Source organism: Sphingomonas sp. DMC6 (assembly GCF_056314225.1).
The window spans coordinates 442,889-461,681 of record NZ_JBQUYT010000004.1 but is presented as its reverse complement, the minus strand read 5'-3'; the positions used below and the strand labels follow the sequence as shown (position 1 = coordinate 461,681).

19 protein-coding genes are annotated in these 18,793 nt (G+C 66.6%); 14 read left to right on the top strand and 5 right to left on the bottom strand.

Annotated features, from left to right (window positions below; translation table 11 throughout):
- Positions 1 to 33 precede the first annotated feature (33 nt).
- The 6 genes from astD to ACT53M_RS12725 all read left to right on the top strand — a co-directional run bounded on the left by astD (position 34) and on the right by ACT53M_RS12725 (position 5,576).
- Positions 34 to 1,449: a succinylglutamate-semialdehyde dehydrogenase gene (gene astD / locus ACT53M_RS12750; RefSeq protein ID WP_476233797.1), complete on the top strand. Its 1,416-nt coding sequence runs from the start codon at positions 34 to 36 to the stop codon at positions 1,447 to 1,449.
- 86 nt (positions 1,450 to 1,535) lie between these two features.
- Positions 1,536 to 2,333 carry a uroporphyrinogen-III C-methyltransferase gene (gene cobA / locus ACT53M_RS12745; RefSeq protein ID WP_476233795.1) on the top strand — a complete coding sequence of 266 codons (798 nt, stop codon included), beginning with the start codon at positions 1,536 to 1,538 and terminating at the stop codon, positions 2,331 to 2,333.
- Positions 2,330 to 2,626: a DUF2849 domain-containing protein gene (locus ACT53M_RS12740; protein WP_476233793.1), complete on the top strand. Its 297-nt coding sequence runs from the start codon at positions 2,330 to 2,332 to the stop codon at positions 2,624 to 2,626. The genes cobA and ACT53M_RS12740 overlap by 4 nt, the downstream gene beginning before the upstream one ends.
- Before the next feature lie 3 nt (positions 2,627 to 2,629).
- Positions 2,630 to 4,264, top strand: a complete 1,635-nt coding sequence (locus ACT53M_RS12735; RefSeq protein WP_476233792.1) for a nitrite/sulfite reductase — start codon at positions 2,630 to 2,632, stop codon at positions 4,262 to 4,264.
- Between the two features lie 132 nt (positions 4,265 to 4,396).
- The gene (locus tag ACT53M_RS12730) at positions 4,397 to 4,822 is read left to right on the top strand and encodes a DUF934 domain-containing protein (RefSeq protein WP_476233790.1); all 426 of its coding nucleotides are present in this window, start codon (positions 4,397 to 4,399) and stop codon (positions 4,820 to 4,822) included.
- Positions 4,815 to 5,576: a phosphoadenylyl-sulfate reductase gene (locus ACT53M_RS12725; RefSeq protein ID WP_476233789.1), complete on the top strand. Its 762-nt coding sequence runs from the start codon at positions 4,815 to 4,817 to the stop codon at positions 5,574 to 5,576. The genes ACT53M_RS12730 and ACT53M_RS12725 overlap by 8 nt, the downstream gene beginning before the upstream one ends.
- Before the next feature lie 7 nt (positions 5,577 to 5,583).
- On the opposite strand, the gene ACT53M_RS12720 is transcribed toward ACT53M_RS12725, so the two are convergent.
- A complete protein-coding gene (locus ACT53M_RS12720; RefSeq protein ID WP_476233787.1) occupies positions 5,584 to 6,171 on the bottom strand; it encodes a DUF1826 domain-containing protein in 588 nt (195 codons plus the stop codon).
- Positions 6,168 to 7,421 carry a GTP-binding protein gene (locus ACT53M_RS12715; RefSeq protein ID WP_476233785.1) on the bottom strand — a complete coding sequence of 418 codons (1,254 nt, stop codon included), beginning with the start codon at positions 7,419 to 7,421 and terminating at the stop codon, positions 6,168 to 6,170. The genes ACT53M_RS12720 and ACT53M_RS12715 overlap by 4 nt, the downstream gene beginning before the upstream one ends.
- 197 nt (positions 7,422 to 7,618) lie before the next feature.
- Between ACT53M_RS12715 and ACT53M_RS12710 the strand changes: the two genes are divergently transcribed.
- Both ACT53M_RS12710 and ACT53M_RS12705 read left to right on the top strand, forming a co-directional pair.
- Positions 7,619 to 8,311, top strand: a complete 693-nt coding sequence (locus tag ACT53M_RS12710; RefSeq protein ID WP_476233784.1) for a VIT1/CCC1 transporter family protein — start codon at positions 7,619 to 7,621, stop codon at positions 8,309 to 8,311.
- Between the two features lie 128 nt (positions 8,312 to 8,439).
- Positions 8,440 to 9,015: a hypothetical protein gene (locus ACT53M_RS12705; protein ID WP_476233783.1), complete on the top strand. Its 576-nt coding sequence runs from the start codon at positions 8,440 to 8,442 to the stop codon at positions 9,013 to 9,015.
- A gap of 99 nt (positions 9,016 to 9,114) precedes the next feature.
- On the opposite strand, the gene ACT53M_RS12700 is transcribed toward ACT53M_RS12705, so the two are convergent.
- Positions 9,115 to 10,611 carry a replicative DNA helicase gene (locus ACT53M_RS12700; RefSeq protein WP_476233781.1) on the bottom strand — a complete coding sequence of 499 codons (1,497 nt, stop codon included), beginning with the start codon at positions 10,609 to 10,611 and terminating at the stop codon, positions 9,115 to 9,117.
- Positions 10,612 to 10,692: 81 nt separating this feature from the next.
- Here ACT53M_RS12700 and ACT53M_RS12695 point away from each other — a divergent pair, with 81 nt between their 5' ends.
- The 4 genes from ACT53M_RS12695 to ACT53M_RS12680 all read left to right on the top strand — a co-directional run bounded on the left by ACT53M_RS12695 (position 10,693) and on the right by ACT53M_RS12680 (position 13,782).
- Positions 10,693 to 11,175 (top strand): UPF0262 family protein, encoded by a 483-nt coding sequence (locus ACT53M_RS12695; protein ID WP_476229742.1) that lies wholly within the window; start codon positions 10,693 to 10,695, stop codon positions 11,173 to 11,175.
- 5 nt (positions 11,176 to 11,180) lie between these two features.
- The gene (locus tag ACT53M_RS12690; RefSeq protein WP_476229743.1) at positions 11,181 to 11,630 is read left to right on the top strand and encodes a cytidine deaminase; all 450 of its coding nucleotides are present in this window, start codon (positions 11,181 to 11,183) and stop codon (positions 11,628 to 11,630) included.
- Between the two features lie 129 nt (positions 11,631 to 11,759).
- On the top strand, positions 11,760 to 12,314 hold the full coding sequence (gene dcd / locus ACT53M_RS12685; protein ID WP_476229744.1) for a dCTP deaminase: 555 nt from the start codon (positions 11,760 to 11,762) through the stop codon (positions 12,312 to 12,314).
- A gap of 73 nt (positions 12,315 to 12,387) precedes the next feature.
- A complete protein-coding gene (locus tag ACT53M_RS12680) occupies positions 12,388 to 13,782 on the top strand; it encodes a M20/M25/M40 family metallo-hydrolase (RefSeq protein ID WP_476233779.1) in 1,395 nt (464 codons plus the stop codon).
- A gap of 217 nt (positions 13,783 to 13,999) precedes the next feature.
- On the opposite strand, the gene ACT53M_RS12675 is transcribed toward ACT53M_RS12680, so the two are convergent.
- Complete coding sequence (locus tag ACT53M_RS12675) at positions 14,000 to 14,593, bottom strand: TetR family transcriptional regulator C-terminal domain-containing protein (RefSeq protein ID WP_476233777.1); 594 nt, start codon at positions 14,591 to 14,593, stop codon at positions 14,000 to 14,002.
- Between the two features lie 53 nt (positions 14,594 to 14,646).
- Here ACT53M_RS12675 and ACT53M_RS12670 point away from each other — a divergent pair, with 53 nt between their 5' ends.
- Together ACT53M_RS12670 and ACT53M_RS12665 are read left to right on the top strand one after the other, a co-directional pair.
- The gene (locus ACT53M_RS12670) at positions 14,647 to 15,825 is read left to right on the top strand and encodes an aromatic ring-hydroxylating oxygenase subunit alpha (RefSeq protein WP_476233775.1); all 1,179 of its coding nucleotides are present in this window, start codon (positions 14,647 to 14,649) and stop codon (positions 15,823 to 15,825) included.
- 28 nt (positions 15,826 to 15,853) lie between these two features.
- A complete protein-coding gene (locus ACT53M_RS12665; RefSeq protein ID WP_476233773.1) occupies positions 15,854 to 17,473 on the top strand; it encodes a phytoene desaturase family protein in 1,620 nt (539 codons plus the stop codon).
- On the opposite strand, the gene ACT53M_RS12660 is transcribed toward ACT53M_RS12665, so the two are convergent.
- Positions 17,450 to 18,724, bottom strand: a complete 1,275-nt coding sequence (locus ACT53M_RS12660) for an APC family permease (protein ID WP_476233771.1) — start codon at positions 18,722 to 18,724, stop codon at positions 17,450 to 17,452. The genes ACT53M_RS12665 and ACT53M_RS12660 overlap by 24 nt on opposite strands.
- Between the last annotated feature and the right edge of the window lie 69 nt (positions 18,725 to 18,793).

Below are 18,793 nucleotides of genomic sequence, written 5' to 3'. Positions count from 1 at the left end.
TCCCTCCCCAAGTGGTAAAGAAAACAGATCCTGATGTCGGGACAGGAAATTATCTCTACCGAGCCGGCCACCGGCGCAGTGCTGTGGCGTCAGGCCGTCGGCGATGCGGATACCGAAGTGGCGATCGCCCGCAAGAGCTGGGCCGACTGGGCTGCGCGCCCGCTCGCCTATCGCATCGAGGCGCTGCGCCGCTTTGCCAATGTCGTGCGGCAACGGGCGGACAAGTTCACCGATCTGCTCGCTCGGGAAACCGGCAAGCCGCTGTGGGAAGCGCGGACTGAAGTCGAAACGGTGATCGCCAAGGTCGACGTTTCGGTGACCGCCTATTCCGAACGCACCGGCCAGCGCCGCATCGAAGCGCCGATGAACACGCGGTTGGCGCTGCGGCACAAGCCGCATGGCGTGCTGGCGGTGCTCGGGCCCTATAATTTCCCGGCGCATCTGCCGAACGGCCACATCGTCCCCGCACTGCTGGCGGGGAACGCGGTGGTCTTCAAGCCTTCCGAAAAGACTCCCGCCTCGGGTGCCTTCCTGGTCGATTGCTATCACGCTGCCGGCATTCCCGAGGGCTGCGTGCGCCTTCTGGTCGGCGGCCCCAACGAGGGGCGCGCACTGGCGGGCCATGCCGATATCGACGGGCTGCTGTTCACCGGATCGGCGAATACCGGTATCGCGCTCAACCGCCAGTTCGCCACGCGACCGGAAAAGATCCTGGCGCTGGAGATGGGCGGCAACAATCCCATTGTCGTGTGGGATACGCCCGATCTCTATTCTGCGGCGGTGCTGGTGGTGCAATCGGCCTTCACCACCGCCGGCCAGCGCTGCACGGCGGCGCGCCGGCTGATCGTCGACGAAAAGCTGTACGATCCGCTGATGAGCGAACTCAACCGGCTGATCGGCCGCCTGATCATCGCCGAGCCGCATGCCGATCCGCAGCCCTTCATGGGTCCGGTGATCGACAATGACACGGCCGACATGCTGACCGAAAGCTTTGTCGCGCTGCTCACCATGGGCGGCCGGCCGATCCGGCACATGGCACGGCTGATCGAAACGCGCCCGTTCCTGACGCCGGGCGTGATCGACATGACCGAGGCGCGCGAAAAGGTGGACGTGGAACTGTTCGGTCCCGTGCTGCAGGTGTTCCGCAAGGCGAGCTTCGACGACGCGATCGCCGAGGCGAACGACACGCGTTACGGCCTGTCAGCCAGCCTGATCAGCCAGGATCCGCACCTCTACGACAAGTTCTGGGCGAATATCCGCGCGGGCATCGTCAACTGGAACAAGCCGACCAACGGCGCCAGTTCGTCGGCCCCGTTCGGCGGCATCGGCTGGTCGGGCAATCATCGCCCGAGCGCCTATTATGCTGCGGACTATTGCGCCTATCCGGTCGTGTCTTCGGAGTCCGAACAGGCCCGTGCGGCAATGGGCGTCGGGCTGCGCGACGCATAGCGGCAGGCGAAACGCGAAAGTTTCGCTAGTCCGGGGCCAAAGCTTACTCTTTTGCCTCGCGCGCCGGTACGGCCCATGTGCAGTCCATGGTGTCGCTTCTTGATCCCCTTTCGCGCGGCCGCGTGATCCTTGTCGGCGCAGGCCCTGGCGATCCCGGCCTGCTGACTGTCCGAGCCGTAGAGGCGCTGAAGGCGTGCGACGTGCTGGTGCATGACGGGCTGGTCGATCCGCGCGTGCTCGATCTGGCGCCGCAGGCCCACCGCATCTCCGTCGCCAAGCAGCGGTCGAAGCACACGCTGCCGCAGGAATCGATCAACGCCCTGATCGTCGCGCATGTGAAGACCGGCGCGGTGGTCGTGCGACTGAAGGGCGGCGACCCGTTCATCTTCGGGCGCGGCGGCGAGGAAGTGGAGGCGGTACGTGCCGCCGGACTGCCGGTGGAAGTGATCCCCGGCGTTTCGGCAGCGCTGGGCGCCGCAGCCGAGGCGATGCTGCCGCTTACCCATCGCGACTGGTCGAGCGCAGTGAGCTTCGTCGCCGGCCAATGCAAGGGGCTGTCCGAGCAGAACTGGGCCGGGCTGGCCGGCAAGGGCCGCACGCTGGTGATTTACATGGGCGTGGCCACCGCGCCCGCCATCGCCGACAAGCTGATGGCCGACGGCATCGCCCCGGACATGCCGGTGGCCGTGCTGGAGCGTGCAACGTTGGCGGGACACCGCGCAATCCGCACGCTGCTCGCCAACCTCGGCCCGATGGTCGAGCGCGAGGCAGTGAAGAGCCCGGCGATCATCGTGGTGGGCGAAGTGGTCCAGCTCGCCGACGCCGAGGACAAGCTGGCGCACTGGGCACGCGCGGCTGAGACGTTGCAGGAATTTCAGGCATGAAGTTGTTGACCGGGAACGACCTTCCTACCGGCGATGTGATCTGGTGGACCGGCGAAGGCTGGTCCCGCCAGATCGCCGAGGCGGCCGACGTCGGCGACAAGGGCGACGTGCTTGCCGCAGTCGAAGAAGCGGCGCGGCGGGTGAACGGCCCCTATGTCATCGACGCTGCAGCCACGCCCGAAGGCCCCCGCCCCGCCCATATCAAGGACCGCATCCGCGCACTCGGTCCCACGGTGCGCCCGGACCTGACCCTCAAGCCCGCCGACCCGCAGGCCGGAAGCTGGGTGATCTGAACCATGTATAAGTATGACGAATATGACGCCTCGATCGTCGCCGCGCGGGTCGAGGAATTTCGTGATCAGGTCCAGCGCCGCCTCGCCGGCCACCTGCCCGAGGACCAGTTCAAGCCGCTGCGGCTGATGAACGGGCTCTATCTGCAACTGCACGCCTATATGCTGCGCGTAGCGGTGCCCTATGGCACACTCGACAGCCGGCAGATGCACATGCTGGCGCATATCGCCCGCAAGTACGATCGCGGCTATGGCCATTTCACCACCCGCCAGAACCTTCAGTATAACTGGATCAAGCTGGAGGACGCGCCGGACATCCTCGCCGAGCTGGCGACAGTGGAAATGCACGCCATCCAGACCAGCGGCAACTGCATCCGCAACATCAGCTCGGACCAGTTCGCCGGCGCCGCCGCCGACGAGATTACCGATCCGCGCCCCTGGGCGGAGCTGCTGCGCCAGTGGAGCACGTTCCACCCCGAATTCAGCTACCTGCCGCGCAAGTTCAAGATCGCGGTGATCGCCAGCGACACCGATCGCGCAGCGATGCGGCTGCACGACATCGGCATCCAGATCGTCCGCAACCACGCAGGCGAACTCGGCGCGCGTATCTATGCCGGCGGCGGCATGGGCCGTACCCCGATGATCGCGCCGCTGATCAAGGATTTCGTGCCCTTCGCCGATTTCGTCAGCTATCTGGAGGCGTGCCTGCGCGTCTACAATCGCCATGGCCGGCGCGACAATATCTACAAGGCGCGGATCAAGATCCTGATCCATGCGATCGGCGCGGAAGAATATGCGCGTCAGGTGGAAGAAGAATTCCACGCGGTGAAGGCGCTGGGTATCGATCCGCCGCAGGCTGAGTTCGACCGCATCGCCGCGCATTTCGCGCCGCCGCCGTTCGAGACCGGCCTTACCGACACCGTCGACCGCAGCGATCCCGATTTCGCCGTCTGGCTCGACCAGAATGTCCATACGCACCAGGCGCCGGGCTATGCGATCGTCACAATCAGCCTCAAGCCGATCGGCGGCATCCCGGGTGACGCCTCGGCCGACCAGATCGACCGGATGGCCGACCTCGCAGAGCGCTACAGCTTCGACGAGTTGCGCGTCACGCATGCCCAGAACATCGTGCTGCCGCATGTCCGCAAGGCCGACCTGTATACCGTCTGGCAGGCGCTGCGCGAGGCCGGCCTCGCCGAGGCCAATCTCGACCTGATCAGCGACATCATCGCCTGCCCTGGCCTTGATTATTGCAGCCTCGCCAATGCCCGCTCGATCCCGCTCGCGCAGAAGATCAGCCAGCGCTTCGCCGACCCCGCCCGCCAGCGAGATCTGGGCGAGCTGAAGCTCAAAATCTCCGGCTGCATCAACGCCTGCGGCCACCACCATGCCGGGCATATCGGCATCCTCGGCGTCGACCGGAAAGGCACCGAGAACTACCAGTTGCTGCTCGGCGGTTCGGGCGCGGAGGATGTCAGCCTCGCCGACATCACCGGCCCCGGCTTCAGCGAGGACGGCGTAGTCGACGCAATCGAGCGCGCCACGGATGTCTATGTCCGCGAACGCACGCCCGGCGAGCGCTTCGTCGATACCTATCGCCGCATCGGCATGGCCCCGTTCAAGGAGGCCATTTATGGTTGAGGTTATCTCTGCCTTCGCAGCATTCGCTCCCCTCCCGCCTGCGGGAGGGGTCGGGGGAGGGGCTGAACCATCGCAGCGCTTCTTCCACGTCGCTCCCTCCCCTGGCCCCTCCCGCAAGCGGGAGGGGAACTGATGACCGACATTCTCCGCTACCGCGACGACGAGGCGCATGACGAGCCGGCGGTCACGCTCGACAGCTTTTTCGGCCAGTCGAACGCCACCGCCGTGCGCATCGAATCCGGCGAGGATGCCCGCGCCCTCCTCCCGCATCTCGACCGCATCGCGCTGATCGAAGTGAGCTTTCCGACGTTCCGCGACGGGCGGGGCTATTCCACCGCCCGCATCCTGCGCGAGGCCGGGTACAAGGGCGAGCTCCGCGCGCAGGGCGATGTGCTGGTCGACCAGATCCCGCTGATGCGCCGCTGCGGCTTCGATAGCTTCGCCCCCAACGCGCCGGTCGATACGGCAACGCTCGCCGCCGCACTCGACCGCTACGACTATCGCTATCAGGCCGCTGCCGATGCCGCCGTGCCGGTGTGGAAATTGCGCCATGGCTGATGCCGTCCGCAAGATCGACCGGATCGATCTAACGCCGCGTTTCGCCGAGGCCGATGCCATCCGGCTCAACAACCGGTTCCGCGGCACGACCACGCAGGACATGCTGCACGCGCTGCTGACCGAGCAGATGGCCGGTGAAGTGGCCATCGTCTCCTCCTTCGGCGCCGAGTCCGCCGCACTGCTCCATCTCGTCGCCAGCGTCGATCCGGCAGTGCCGGTGCTGTTCCTCGATACCGGCAAGCATTTCCCGGAGACGCTCGCCTATCGCGACGCGCTGGCCGAGCGGCTGGGGCTCACCGACCTGCGCACCCTGCGCCCCGACCCCGAACTGCTCGCCCGGCGTGACGCGACCGGGCTGCGCTGGTCCTACGACCCCGATGGCTGCTGCGACATCCGAAAGGTCCAGCCGCTCGCCGCCGGGCTCGCGGGGTTCGACGCGACGATCACCGGGCGGAAGGCGTTTCAGGCCAGCACCCGCGCCGCCCTGCCCCGCTTCGAGATCGAAGGCGACCGGCTGAAGATCAACCCGCTGGCCGACTGGACCAAGGACGATCTCGACGACTATTTCGCCGCGCACGAGCTGCCGGTCCATCCGCTGGTGGCGAAAGGCTATCCGTCGATCGGCTGCGCGCCCTGCACCAGCGTAGTCAAGCCGGGCGAAGACCCCCGCGCCGGGCGCTGGCGCGGCTGGGACAAGACCGAATGCGGCATCCACAGCCCCACCGACGGCGACGCGGACCTGCCGGTATTCTGAACCCGCATCAGGCCGGATCGATCACCAGCAGCAGCCGCTGCCCGCCGGCGGCGGCAATGGGCGGCGACCGGTGGAGGATCAGCGGCGTCGGATGGAGCAGGCGCCCCTTGAGGATGCCGACTTCGCCCGGGGCCATGGTCGCGACCGCGTCGGGGCTCGCCACCCGGCACCACTGCGTACCCGGCCCGTAATAGGTGGTGAGCAGGCGCCAGGTCACATAGTCCGCATGGAACTTGCGGCAGGCATCGGTTTCCACCACCTGCAGCCGCATCGACAATCGCGTGTCGCCGGTCACCTCGGCGAAGCGATGCGCCAGCGCCGCCATATCGGCGCCGATCACCGCCGCCGTCTCGGCCGGATAGCCCGCCTCGACCAGCGCCTCGACCCGCGAATCCGATTCGTCGCACTCCACATCGGCGACCTCTGCCAGCGGCACCCCGGCAAGATCGACCACCGGCGGACGGCACCAGAGCGCAAGCCCCACTTCCGGCCGGCGGATCGCCGCAAGCGTCGCCGCATCCCGCCCCCAGATCGCGGGATCGGGCTCCTCCGCCCCGGTCGACAGGGCTTCCGGCGCAAGCCGCGTCGCGATCATGCTGCCACCGGCTCCTCGGCCGGCCCCCAGGCCGGGAAGGGATCGCTCAGCCCCAGCCACGCCACAGGATCGAACACTTCGTCGGGAAGCAGACAGGCATCCAGCGCCGCACGGATCGCCACCGCGTCCATGTCGATGCCGATGAAGACCAATTCCTGCCGCCGGTCGCCCCAGTCCCCGTCCCAGTGCTTGAGCACAAATTCCTCGAACCGCCCGTCGGCGGGCCAATGGTGCTTGGGAACGGAGGCCCACCAGCGGCCCAGTCGCGCCGTCATCGTCTGGCGCCCGGCAACCGCCAGTTCACCGACCCAGTCGGGCCGCGTCGCCAGCCAGAAATGGCCCTTGGCGCGGATCACGTCGCGCAATCCGCCTTCGGTCAGGAAGCGGTGGAAGCGCACCGGATGGAACGGCCGCCGGGCGCGATAGACAAAGCTCTCGATGCCATATTCCTCAGTCTCCGGTCGGTGACTGGCATAGCCGTACAGCTCCTTGGCCCAGAGCGGACGCCGCGCCGCCGCCGCTTCGTCGAACCGCCCCGTCGCCAGCACGGTGTCGAGCGGCACCTGCGCCCGGTCGGCAACGAGGATCGTGGCATCGGCATTCAGCGAGGCGACCAGCTGCTTCACCCGCGCCAGATGCTCGGCCGCAACGTCGCTCGCCTTGTTGACGATCACCACATCGGCGAACTCGATCTGTTCGACCAGCAGCCCGACCAGGCTGCGATCGTCCCCCTCGCCCGCCGACTCCCCGCGATCGGCGAGAAAATCCTCGCTGGCATAGTCGGCGAGCAGGTTCACCGCATCGACCACCGTCACCATCGTATCCAGCCGCGCGACATCGCCCAGGCTCTGCCCGGCCTCGTCACGGAAGCTGAACGTGGCGGCGACCGGCAGCGGCTCGGCAATGCCGGTGCCTTCGATCACCAGATAGTCGAACCGACCGGCTTCGGCGAGCGCACGCACTTCCTGCAACAGATCATCGCGCAGCGTGCAGCAGATGCAGCCATTGGTCATTTCGACCAGCGCCTCTTCGCTGCGCGACAGCGCCGCCTCGCCGCCGCGCACCAGATCGGCATCGATATTCACTTCGGACATGTCGTTGACGATCACCGCCACGCGCCGCCCCTCGCGATTGGCGAGGATATGGTTGAGCAGCGTCGTCTTGCCGGCGCCCAGAAAGCCGGAGAGCACCGTAACCGGCAGGCGGCGGTCAACAGGCGCGCGCGCCGAGCGAGTGGAATAGGAAGCCATTGCGATCCCCGGAATTGATTCAGGTATGTTATATCATCCTATTAAAAGAAGCGGCGCCCGTCCAGCCATCCCGTTCCCGCCGCTTTGCGCGTCGGCTGCGCCAATGCCACGCCGACACCACCGGGCTCGTACAGCCCGGTGCGGATCGGCTATGCAGCGTCCCGTCACGCCCCCGCCCGAACGCAGGAGACCGCCCCGTGAGACCGCACCGCGAACAGCATCTCGTATCCCGCATCGGCTGGCTGCGTGCCGCCGTGCTGGGGGCGAATGACGGCATCGTCTCCACCGCCAGCCTGATCCTGGGCGTCGCCGCCTCAGGTGCGGAGCGGCCGGCACTGCTGGTCGCGGGCGTGGCGGGGCTGATGGCCGGCGCCATGTCGATGGCAGCGGGCGAATATGTCTCGGTCAGCTCGCAGTCCGACACCGAAAAGTCCGACCTGGCCCGCGAACGGCTGGAACTCGCCACCGCCCCCGAAGCCGAGCTGCGCGAGCTGGCGGCGATCTATGTCGCGCGCGGGGTGGATGCCGAGACCGCGCGGAAGGTCGCCGAACAGATGATGGCGCATGACGCGCTGGAGGCGCATGCCCGCGACGAGCTGCACATCACCGAGATGACGACCGCGCGGCCGGTGGTCGCGGCGCTCACGTCTGCTGCAACCTTCACGGCGGGTGCGGCGCTGCCGCTGCTGCTCGCCGCGCTGCTGCCGATGCGCTGGATAGCGGTTGGCGAAGCGGCGGGATCGATCCTGTTCCTCGCCCTGCTCGGCGCGCTGGGCGCGATCACCGGTGGGGCCAGACCGTGGAAGCCGGTGGTGCGGGTGGTGTTCTGGGGCGCGCTGGCAATGGCGCTGACGGCGGGGATCGGGCGGCTTGTGGGGACGAGTGTTTGAGATTTAAAACAGTTTCGGTCTCGATCGTCTGCGAAGACGATGGACGAAGACGCTCGGGACGCTATCAACAGCATTAGCCAAGGCAGGAATTCCCTTGCTTCAGATTCGCCCGTGTGAGAGATTTTCGCATGAGCAAAAGCATACTGCTTCCCTGTTTTTTACTGTTACTAATGACAGGATGCAAAAATTCTCCCCAAGATAGCCTTGTCGGGAAATGGAAGGCCTCTGATATATCGATCTTAGATGGCGAAACCATGACCTTGTGGTTTAGGAAGGAAAACGGCACGGATTATCCTGCCACCCTGTCCTATACGCTCGGCCCGAATGGTACCGTTGTAATAGAGAAAGGCCGAGATCACGCAGCCTGCTGCTTCGGCGGCATCGATAAACACTTTACAGACTCTCGCACAAAAACGAATTTATCGTCATATCAGCAGGCTGAATTACGGCAAATGCTGGCCCGCCTGAGGCCGGAGAAATTATCCAGAGATGTGCCTTTCGCCTTACCGATAGGCTGTTCTTTTGTCATGGACTCCCGACCGTGGAACGGTGTCGGGTTTTCCGCGGGGAAGCTTGGCGGCGCCTTCGTTTTTCAAGCGGGGTGTAAAGGCCCTGGCGCAGATCGCGCCAAAAGCCTTCTCAAGTCACTCTTGGCCGCGTTGCCTCCGGTGGAAGGCGCAGAAAGCTTCATTTCGGCCCAATAGCACTGCCAGAGCTGCCTGAATATAGATGAAGTGAAGTCGGAAGCGACAGAAGCCCCTCCTGAAAAGGAGGAGCTTGGCAGGCTGCACCGCCACTCCGCCTCAATACCCCTCCGGCGCCAGATCGCTGAACTTCGTAAACTGGCGATCAAACCGCATATGTACCGAGCCCGTGGCGCCATGGCGCTGCTTGGCGATGATCACCGTCGCCTTGTTCGCCACTTCCAACTGGCGCGCCTGCCATTCTTCATAGGCCATGCGCTCCTCGGCGGTTTCGGTGCCGTCGGGGATCTTCGTAGGCGCCTTGAAGTCGTGATAATATTCGTCGCGATACACGAACAGCACGATATCGGCGTCCTGCTCGATCGAGCCGGATTCGCGCAGGTCCGATAGCTGCGGGCGCTTGTCCTCGCGGCTTTCCACCGCGCGGCTCAGCTGGGAGAGCGCCAGCACCGGCACATGCAGTTCCTTGGCCAGTGTCTTCAGGCCGCGCGAAATTTCCGAAATTTCCTGCACGCGCCCGTCGCCCGAGGCCTTGGCCGAGCCCTGGAGCAGCTGGAGATAGTCGACGATCACCATGCCGATCTTGTGCTGGCGCTTCATCCGGCGCGCGCGGGTGCGCAGTGCGGCGATGGTCAGGCCCGGCGTATCGTCGATGAACAGGGGCAGCCGCTCCAGATCGCCGGCGGCGCGCGCGAACTTCTGGAACTCGGCATTGCTGAGCTGGCCGGTGCGCAGCTTTTCGGAGACGACCTCGGCCTGTTCGGACAGGATACGCATCGCCAGCTGGTCGGCCGACATTTCGAGGCTGAAGAAGGCGACGGGCGCGCCGATCGACTTCTCCTCGGGGATGCCGGCGTCGAGATCGTCCATCCAGCGCTTGGCGGCGTTGAACGCGATGTTCGTCGCGAGCGAGGTCTTGCCCATGCCCGGGCGGCCGGCGAGGATCAGCAGGTCGGACCGGTTGAAACCGCCGGTCGAGGCGTTGAGGTCGGTAAGCCCGGTGGTGATGCCGGAGATGCCGCCGCCCGAGTTCATCGCCTTTTCGGCCTGCTTCACCGCCAGCGTGGCGGCGCGGGTGAAGGACTTCACGCCGGCTTCCGAATCGCCCTGTTCGGCAACCTGGTAGAGCCGCATTTCGGCCTGTTCGATCTGCTTGGCGGGGTTGATGTCCTGGCTGGTGTCGAGCGCGCCTTCCACCATGCCGCGGCCCACATCCACCAGCGCGCGGAGCTGGGCGAGGTCATAGATCTGGTCGGCAAACGAGCGCGCACCGATCAGGCTGGCCGGGTTGCCGGTCAACTGGGCGAGATAGGCCGGGCCGCCCAGCTCCTTCATCGCGGCGTCGTTGGCGAACAGCGGCCGCAGCGTCACCGGGTTGGCGAGGCGGTTGTCGCCGACCAGAAAGGCGATCTGCTCATAGATGCGGCCGTGCAGCGGCTCGAAGAAATGCTCGGGCCGCAGTTTTTGCAGCACGTCTTCGGCGACTCGGTTGTCGATCATCATTGCGCCGAGCAGGGCGGCTTCCGCCTCTACGTTCTGCGGGAGGCCAAGGCCCTCGGGGGCCTCGGGGGTGGGGAAAGGGATCGGCTGTGCCATCCCTCCCTCATCGGCCAATGCGGGGCATCCGGCAACCGCATGGCTTGTGGAAAACGGGGAATGCTTCCAAAGCAGCGCTGTATGGCCGATCCACGGATCATCGACGTGACTCTCGACGAGCGCACCATTTTGTGGCGCTCGGCGGATATCGAGCAGGAACGGCGGATTGCGATCTACGATCTGCTCGAGGACAATCACTTCGCGCCCCAGCGGGCCCATGCCGATGGCTATGCCGGGCCATACAAGCTGCAACTGAGCGTGGAGGAAGGGCGGCTGGCACTGGCCATCCGGCGGGCGGACGACACGCCGCTGGAGACGATCATTCTGGGTCTGGCGCGGTTCCGGCGGCCGATCCGCGACTATTTCGCGATCTGCGACAGCTATTATCAGGCGATCCGCAACGCCACGCCGGCGCAGATCGAGACGGTCGACATGGCCCGGCGCGGCATCCACAACGACGCCGCCGAGCTGCTGCGCACCGCGCTGGAGGGCAAGATCGACGTCGATTTCGATACCGCGCGGCGGCTGTTCACGCTGATCTGCGTGCTGCACATCAAGGGATGAGTTCTATGACGACCGACCGGACCGCGCTGATCGCAGCTGCGCGGGCTGCCGCGCGCAATGCCCATGCGCCCTATTCGAACTTCGGCGTCGGCGCGGCGGTGCTGCTGACCGACGGCACGGTGGTGACGGGCGCCAATTTCGAGAATGCCAGCTACGGCCTTTCGCTCTGCGCGGAGACGGTGGCGCTGGCGACCGTGTCGGCACAAGGCCGGCTGCGCGACGTGGCGGAGATCGCCGTGATCGGCGGCCCGATCGGCGCGGACGGCGTGCCGACGGGCACGGCGCCGGTCAGCCCCTGCGGCCGCTGCCGTCAGGTGATCAACGAGGCGGCACAACTCGGCAAGCGCGACCTGCCCGTCCATTGCGGCGCGGCCGAGGGGGATGCGGTGACGAGCTACCGCCTCTCCGAACTGCTGCCCCAGGCATTCGGGCCGGGCGATCTGGGGATCAGCTGAATCCTCGGCCGCTGCCCGGCGCCTTGGCAAATGGATTCCCGCCTGCGCGGGAATGACGATGGAGCTTTGGCGGAGGAGGTTCTCTCCCCAAACTTGACGCCGCGCCCCCTCCCCCGCACTACCAGCCCCATGTCCATTCTTTCCGACCGCTGGATTCGCGAGCAGGCGCTTCAGCACAACATGATCGAGCCGTTCGTCGAGAGCCAGCGGCGCGAAGGGTGCATCAGCTACGGCCTGTCCTCCTATGGCTATGACGCGCGGGTGGCGGACGAATTCAAGATCTTCACCAATGTCGACAGCGCCGTGGTGGACCCGAAGGACTTCGCCGCGAACAGCTTTGTCGATCGCAAGACCGATGTCTGCATTATCCCGCCGAACAGCTTCGCGCTTGCCCGGACGGTCGAATATTTCCGGGTGCCGCGCGACGTGCTGGTGATCTGCCTGGGCAAGTCGACCTATGCGCGCTGCGGCATCATCGTGAACGTCACGCCGCTGGAACCCGAATGGGAAGGCCATGTGACGCTGGAGTTCTCCAATACCACGCCGCTGCCGGCCAAGATCTACGCCAATGAGGGCGCCTGCCAGTTCCTGTTCCTGAAGGGCGACCAGCCCTGCGAGACCAGCTACGCCGATCGTGCGGGCAAATATATGGGCCAGCGCGGGGTAACGCTGCCGCGGCTGTAAACACGGTCCCCCGTTGACGCTCTGCTGCGCCAGGCTAAGCTCGGCGCCTGCAAAGCAAAAAAGGGGTTCGTCGATGCGTCTGCCGTTCCTTGCCACCGCTGCAGCGCTGGCGTTCCTTGCGCCCCAGGCCATGGCACAGACCGCCGCCCCGGCCGAGGCGCAGGCGCTCGAACTGCTCAAGCGGGGCATCGCCTTCCGCACCGTCGCGGGGCCGGGCAACCAGACCTATGACTATGCGGTCTATCTGAAAAAGGCGCTGGTCGCAGGCGGCTTTGCCGATAGTGACGTCGAGATCGAGCGGGTCGGCGATACTGCCTGGCTGGCGGCGCGCTATCGCGGCACCGGCAAGGCGAAGGGCGGCGCAAAGCCGCTGCTCATCTCCGGCCATATGGACGTGGTGGAAGCCAAGCGCGAGGACTGGGAGCGCGACCCCTTCACGCCGGTCGTCGAAAACGGCTTCATCTATGGCCGCGGCGCGACCGACATGAAATATGACGTGTCGACAATGGTCGCGACGCTGATCGACCTGAAGCGCCAGGGGTTCAAGCCCGGCCGCGACATCCTGCTGCTCCTCTCAGGCGATGAGGAGACGATGATGAAGACCACGGCCATCATGGCCGACCGGTTCCACGATGCCGAACTGCTGCTCAACATCGATGGCGGCGGCGGCTCGATCAGCGAGAGCGGCGCGCCCGAGTATTTCGGGCTGCAGGGCGCCGAAAAGACCTATGCCGATTACGAGCTGACTTTCACCAACCCCGGCGGCCATTCGAGCGCACCAACGAAGAGCAACGCCATCTATTCGCTCGCCCATGCGCTGGCGAAAATCGAGGCGTATCAGTTCCCCGGCGAAGTCAACGACATCACCCGTGCCAGCTGGGCCGCTGCCGCCCGCACCGCACCGCCCGAGCTGGCCGCGATGATGCGCCGCTTCGCCGCCAATCCCAACGACGCAGAAGCCATGGCGGCGCTGCGCGCCAAGCCCGAGCTGATCGGCCAGACCGGCACCACCTGCGTCGCGACGATGCTGAACGGCGGCCACGCGCTCAACGCCCTGCCCCAGCGCGCCACGGCGAACATCAATTGCCGCATCTTCCCCGGCACGCCGGTAGAGGCGGTACAGGCGACGCTGACCAAGGTGGTCGGCGATCCGGACCTGCACATCGTCACGCTCGACAGCGGTTCGATCGCCAGCCCCGCCTCGCCGCTCCGCCCGGATGTGACCGCAGCCGTGACCGAGGCGGTCCATGCCCGCTTCCCCGGCCTGCCGGTGGTGCCGGCAATGTCGGCGGGCGCGAGCGATTCGATGTGGTTCCGCGCCAAGGGCGTGCCGAGCTACGGCGTCGGCGCGGTATTCATGAAGGCCTCCGACAGCTTTGCCCATGGCCTGAACGAGCGCACCCCGGTCAGCGAGATCGGCCCCTCGATCACCTTCTACAAGACCCTGCTGACCAAGCTGGCGCGGTAAGGAATAATCGCAATCCTCCCCCGCCGGCGCTTACTCCCTCCCCCCTCGCGGGGGAGGGAGGGGCCCGCCGCCGGCAGGCGGCGGGAGGGAGAGGGGAGCGATTTGCGTCTGCAAATCGCGCGGCGCCATGCGCCGCTCACCCTCTCCAAACTACGCTAGGTAGCAAGCTGCCAAGCTTCGCTGTCCTCCCCCGTCAAGGGGGAGGACTAGAGAAGTCCTACGCCCCCGCCACCCGCGCCACCCAGTCGCCAGCAATCGCCACGGCGGTCTCCGCCCCGAAAGCCTCCGGCGCGAGGCAGAGTTCCAGCCAAAGGCCATCGACCAGCGCCGTCAACGCAATGGCCGTCGTTCCGCGCAACGCCGCCACAACGCCCGCCTCTGCCAGCAACGCCTCCAGCCCCTGCCGATAGCCGGCATATTGCTCGGCATGGAGCGCGGCCATGTCGGGTCGGGTGCGGGCCAGCGCCCAGAATGCGATCCAGGTGGCGAGCAGGTCGCCATCGGCAATCGGCGGCCGGAAGCTGGCGGTGACATAGGCGAGCAGCCGCGCGCGCGGATCGGCACCCGCCACCGCCACGGCATCGGCCAGCGCCGCCGCAACGCGGTCGCCCGTCGCCCGATAGGCTTCGGCGATCACCGCATCGATGCCGTCGAAATAATGGCGGAGCAGCCCGGGCGACACGCCCGCCGCGCCGCAGATCGCCCGCACCGATGCGCCTGCCGGCCCGGCCTGCGCCAGCACCCGCGCCGCCGCGTCGATCAGGCTCTGGCGACGCGCGTCCGGATGCGCGCGGGTGAAGTTGCGGGCCATTCCCTATCCCTAGCACGTCTGTTATACATTCGTACAGCAAGGGAGGCGGGACCATGGCGCATCGCTACGCCGATATCGAACAGCGCGATCTGGACGATGATTTCAGCCTGCCCGCCTGGCTGTACCACGACCCGGAATATCATGCGCTGGAGATGGAACGGGTGATCCGCCCGTCGTGGCAGATCGTCTGCCACGAGAGCGACCTGGCCGCCCAGGGCGACTGGCGCACGCTCGACTATCTGGGCGAAAGCGTCATCGCCATTCGCGGCCAGGACGGACAGGTCCGCGCGTTCACCAATGTCTGCCGCCACCGGGCGATGCGGCTGGTCGAGGGCGATGCGGGCTGCGCGCGCAAGCTAGTCTGCCCCTATCATGCCTGGACCTATGAAACCGACGGGCGCCTGAGCGGCGTTCCCAATCGCAGCGATTATCCGCGGCTGGACCCGGCGCAGCACGGGCTGGAGCCGGTCGAATGCAACATCTGGAACGGCTTCGTCTTCGTTCGCCTCGTCGATGACGGTGGCCCGAGCGTCGCCGAGATGATGGCGCCCTATGCCGACGAAATCGCCCCCTATCGCTTTGCCGAGATGCGAACGATCTCGCCGGTCCGCACCCGCCACCGCGCGGTGAACTGGAAGAATGTCGGCGACAATTATTCGGACGGGCTGCACATCCCGGTCGCGCATCCCGGCCTGACCCGGCTGTTCGACCGCAGCTACCGCATCGAGGCGCAACCCTGGGTCGATCGCATGTCGGGCGAACTGAGCGAGCGTCAGGGCAATTTCTGGGAAGCCTTTTACCGCACCCATTTGCCCCACGTACCGCATCTGCCCGAGAGCCATCAGCGGCTCTGGCTCTATTACAAGCTGTGGCCGAACCAGGCGTTCGACATCTATGCCGACCAGATCGATTTCATGCAGTGGCTGCCGGTCAGCCCCACCGAATGCGTGCTGCGCGAGATGGTGTTCGCGCTGCCTGACGAGCGGCGGGAAATGAAGCTGGTCCGCTATGCCAACTGGCGCATCAACCGCATGGTCAATGCCGAGGACACCTGGCTGATAACCCGCGTCCAGCAGGGCATGGGCTCGCGCAGCTATGCCGCCGGCCCGCTGGGCGAAAGCGAAGTGTGCCTGCGCAGCTTTGCCCGCAAGATCCGCCGGCTGATCCCGGAAGCGCGCCTGCCCCAGCCGCCAGCGCCGGGCTGGAGCCGCCGCCCGCGCCCGCTCGACTGAACTCACCCCAGCAAGAAGGTTGCCCCGCGTGACGAAATCCTATGACGCGCTCATCATCGGCGGCGGGCATAACGGCCTGGTCTGCGCCTTCTATCTTGCCCGCGCCGGCATTAAGGTGCGGGTGCTGGAGCGGCGGCACATCGTCGGCGGTGCGGCAGTGACCGAGGAATTTCACCCCGGCTTCCGCAATTCGACCGCCAGCTACACGGTCAGCCTGCTCCGCCCCAAGGTGATCGCCGACATGCGGCTCGCCGATTATGGCTACCGCGTGATCGAGCGGACGATCTCGAACTTCTTTCCCTTCCCCGACACCTATCTGAAGCTGGGCGGCGGCACCGCACGCACCCAGGCGGAATTCGCGCGTTTCTCCCAGGCCGATGCCGATGCCTTTCCCGCCTATGAAGCCGCGCTGGAGCGGGTGGCAGAGGTGCTGCGCGACCTGTCGCTCAAGACGCCGCCCAATGCCGGCGGCGGCGTACGCGCGCTGCTGGCGGCGGCGGCGCAGGGACGGCGACTGGCGGGGATGGACATCGAAAGCCAGCGCGACGTACTCGCCATGTTCGTCAAGTCTGCGCGCGAGTTCCTCGACGGCTGGTACGGACATGACGTGGTGAAGTCCGCCTTCGCCTTCGATGCAGTGGTCGGCAACTATGCCGGCGTCTCGACGCCGGGATCGGCCTATGTGCTGCTCCACCACGTCTTCGGCGAAGTGAACGGCAAGAAGGGCGCATGGGGCCACAGCGTCGGCGGCATGGGCGCGATCACCCAGGCGATGGCGCGCGCCTGTACCGATGCGGGCGTGGAGATCAGCCTCGAATCGCCGGTCGAGCGGCTGCTGGTCGACGGCAACCGGGTTGCAGGCGTGCGGCTGGACGGCGGCGAGGAATTGGCCGCGCCGATCGTGGCGGCAAATGTCGGGCCGCTGCTGCTCTACAACCAGCTTGTCGACAGCGCCGATCTCAACCCCGGCTTCCGCCGCGCGATGGCGGGGTTCAAGGCGGGATCGGGCACGTTCCGGATGAACGTGGCGCTCTCCGAACTGCCCGACTTCACCGTGCTGCCCGGCAAGGACCGCGCCGAGCACCACACCGCCGGCATCATCATCGCGCCCGGCCTCGACTATATGGACCAGGCCTATGAGGATGCGCGAACGCAGGGCTGGTCGCGCGCGCCGATCGTCGAGATGAAGATTCCGTCCACCGTCGACGACAGCCTGGCTCCGGCAGGCGCGCATGTCGCCAGCCTGTTCTGCCAGCAATTCGCCCCCGAACTGCCGGACGGCCAGAGCTGGGACGCGGTGCGCGAGCAGGTCGCCGACCATATCATCGACACCGTCACCGCCCATGCCCCCAACTTCAAGGCATCGGTGATCGCCCGGCAGATCCACTCGCCGCTCGATCTGGAGCGCAAGTTCGGGCTGATCGGCGGGGACATCTTCCACGGCCGCATGTCGCTGGATCAGCTATGGGCGGCACGGCCCGTGCTGGGCCATGGCGACTATCGCGGCCCGATCGCTGGCCTCTACATGTGCGGATCGGGCACGCATCCTGGCGGCGGCGTCACCGGCGCGCCGGGGCATAACGCCGCGCATGCGATCCTGCAGGACCGCAGCCTGTTCGGCCGGCTATGGCCGCGCCGCGCGTCGTAGCGTGAAATAGTAGAGCGGGATGGCGGTGAGCATCAGCGCGATGCCGAGCAGCACCGCCTCCAGCCCGGCGCCCCACATCACCCACAGCGACAGCGCAAAGCCCAGCACGCCCGCCAGCCGGGCAATGGCGCGCTTCACCGCGACCAGACACGCGCCGACATAGAGCCACAGCGTCGAGGCGGTAACGAGCCGCAGCATGAAATCGAGCAGCCCCGCCGTCGTCCGGTTCGCGCCGCTCAGCACCAGCAGTGAGGCAAGTGCGCTCGACAGCAGCAGCACGCCCACCGGCACGTCACGGCGGTTGGTGAGGCCCATCCAGCGCGGCAGCACCCCTGCCCGCGCCATGCCCAGCGGCACTTCGCCGCTCAGCAGCACCCAGCCATTGAGGCACCCGACGGTGGCGATCACCGCGAAGGCTGCGAGGATCAGCCCGGCCCCCTCGCCCCAGAAATGGCCGACGAACAGCGCCAGCGGCGCGGAGGACTGGGCCAGCTCGTCCTCAGGCAATGCCAGCACGATGCCCATCGAAATGATTATGTAGAACAACGCGGTCAGCACCACGCCCAGCAACGTGGCGCGCAGCACATTGCGAGCGGGATCGCGCACCCGCTCGGCAGCGACGCTCGCGCCCTCAAAGCCCACCAGCGGAAAGAAGGTCAGGCCCAGCGCTGGCGTCAGCTGGTCCCAGCGCAGCGGCGTGTGCGGGTTCGCGCGGAACTGCGCCCCGCCCTGCGCGGCCAGCCAAAGCACGATACCCGCAATTGCGAACAGCGGCAGCAGCTTCAGCGCGGTCAGGACAAGCTGGAACCGCCCGGCCGCGCCGGCTCCCTGCAGGTTGAGCAGCGTCAGCAGCCAGATAAGTACCGTCGCGCCCAGCGCCGTCGCCCAGGTGCTGGCAACCAGCGGTGGCCAGAAACTGCCCAGATAGCGCACCGCCGTCAGCGCAATCACCGCATTGGAAGCCCAGCAGCCGACCCAATAGGCCCAGCCGATCAACACCCCCGGCAACGGCCCCAGCACGCCTGCGCAGATCGCCAGCGCCCCGGTCGCCGCCGGCATCGCCTGTGCCAGCCGCGCCAGCACCAGCGCGACCGTGACCGCCGCCAGAACAGCCGCCCCCCATGCCGGCAGCCCGGTCCAGCCAAAGGGCGCGAGCTGCCCCGGCAAGGCGAAGATGCCGGAGCCGACCATTCCCCCGACCACCAGCGCGGCAGCCGTCCAGAAACCGAAGGGGCGTTCCGTGTTGTGCATGTCGAATCTTTCCCGAGAGACAGGCAGTCACATCGAAATTGCCCACCACAGGCAAGGTGCACGCGCGCC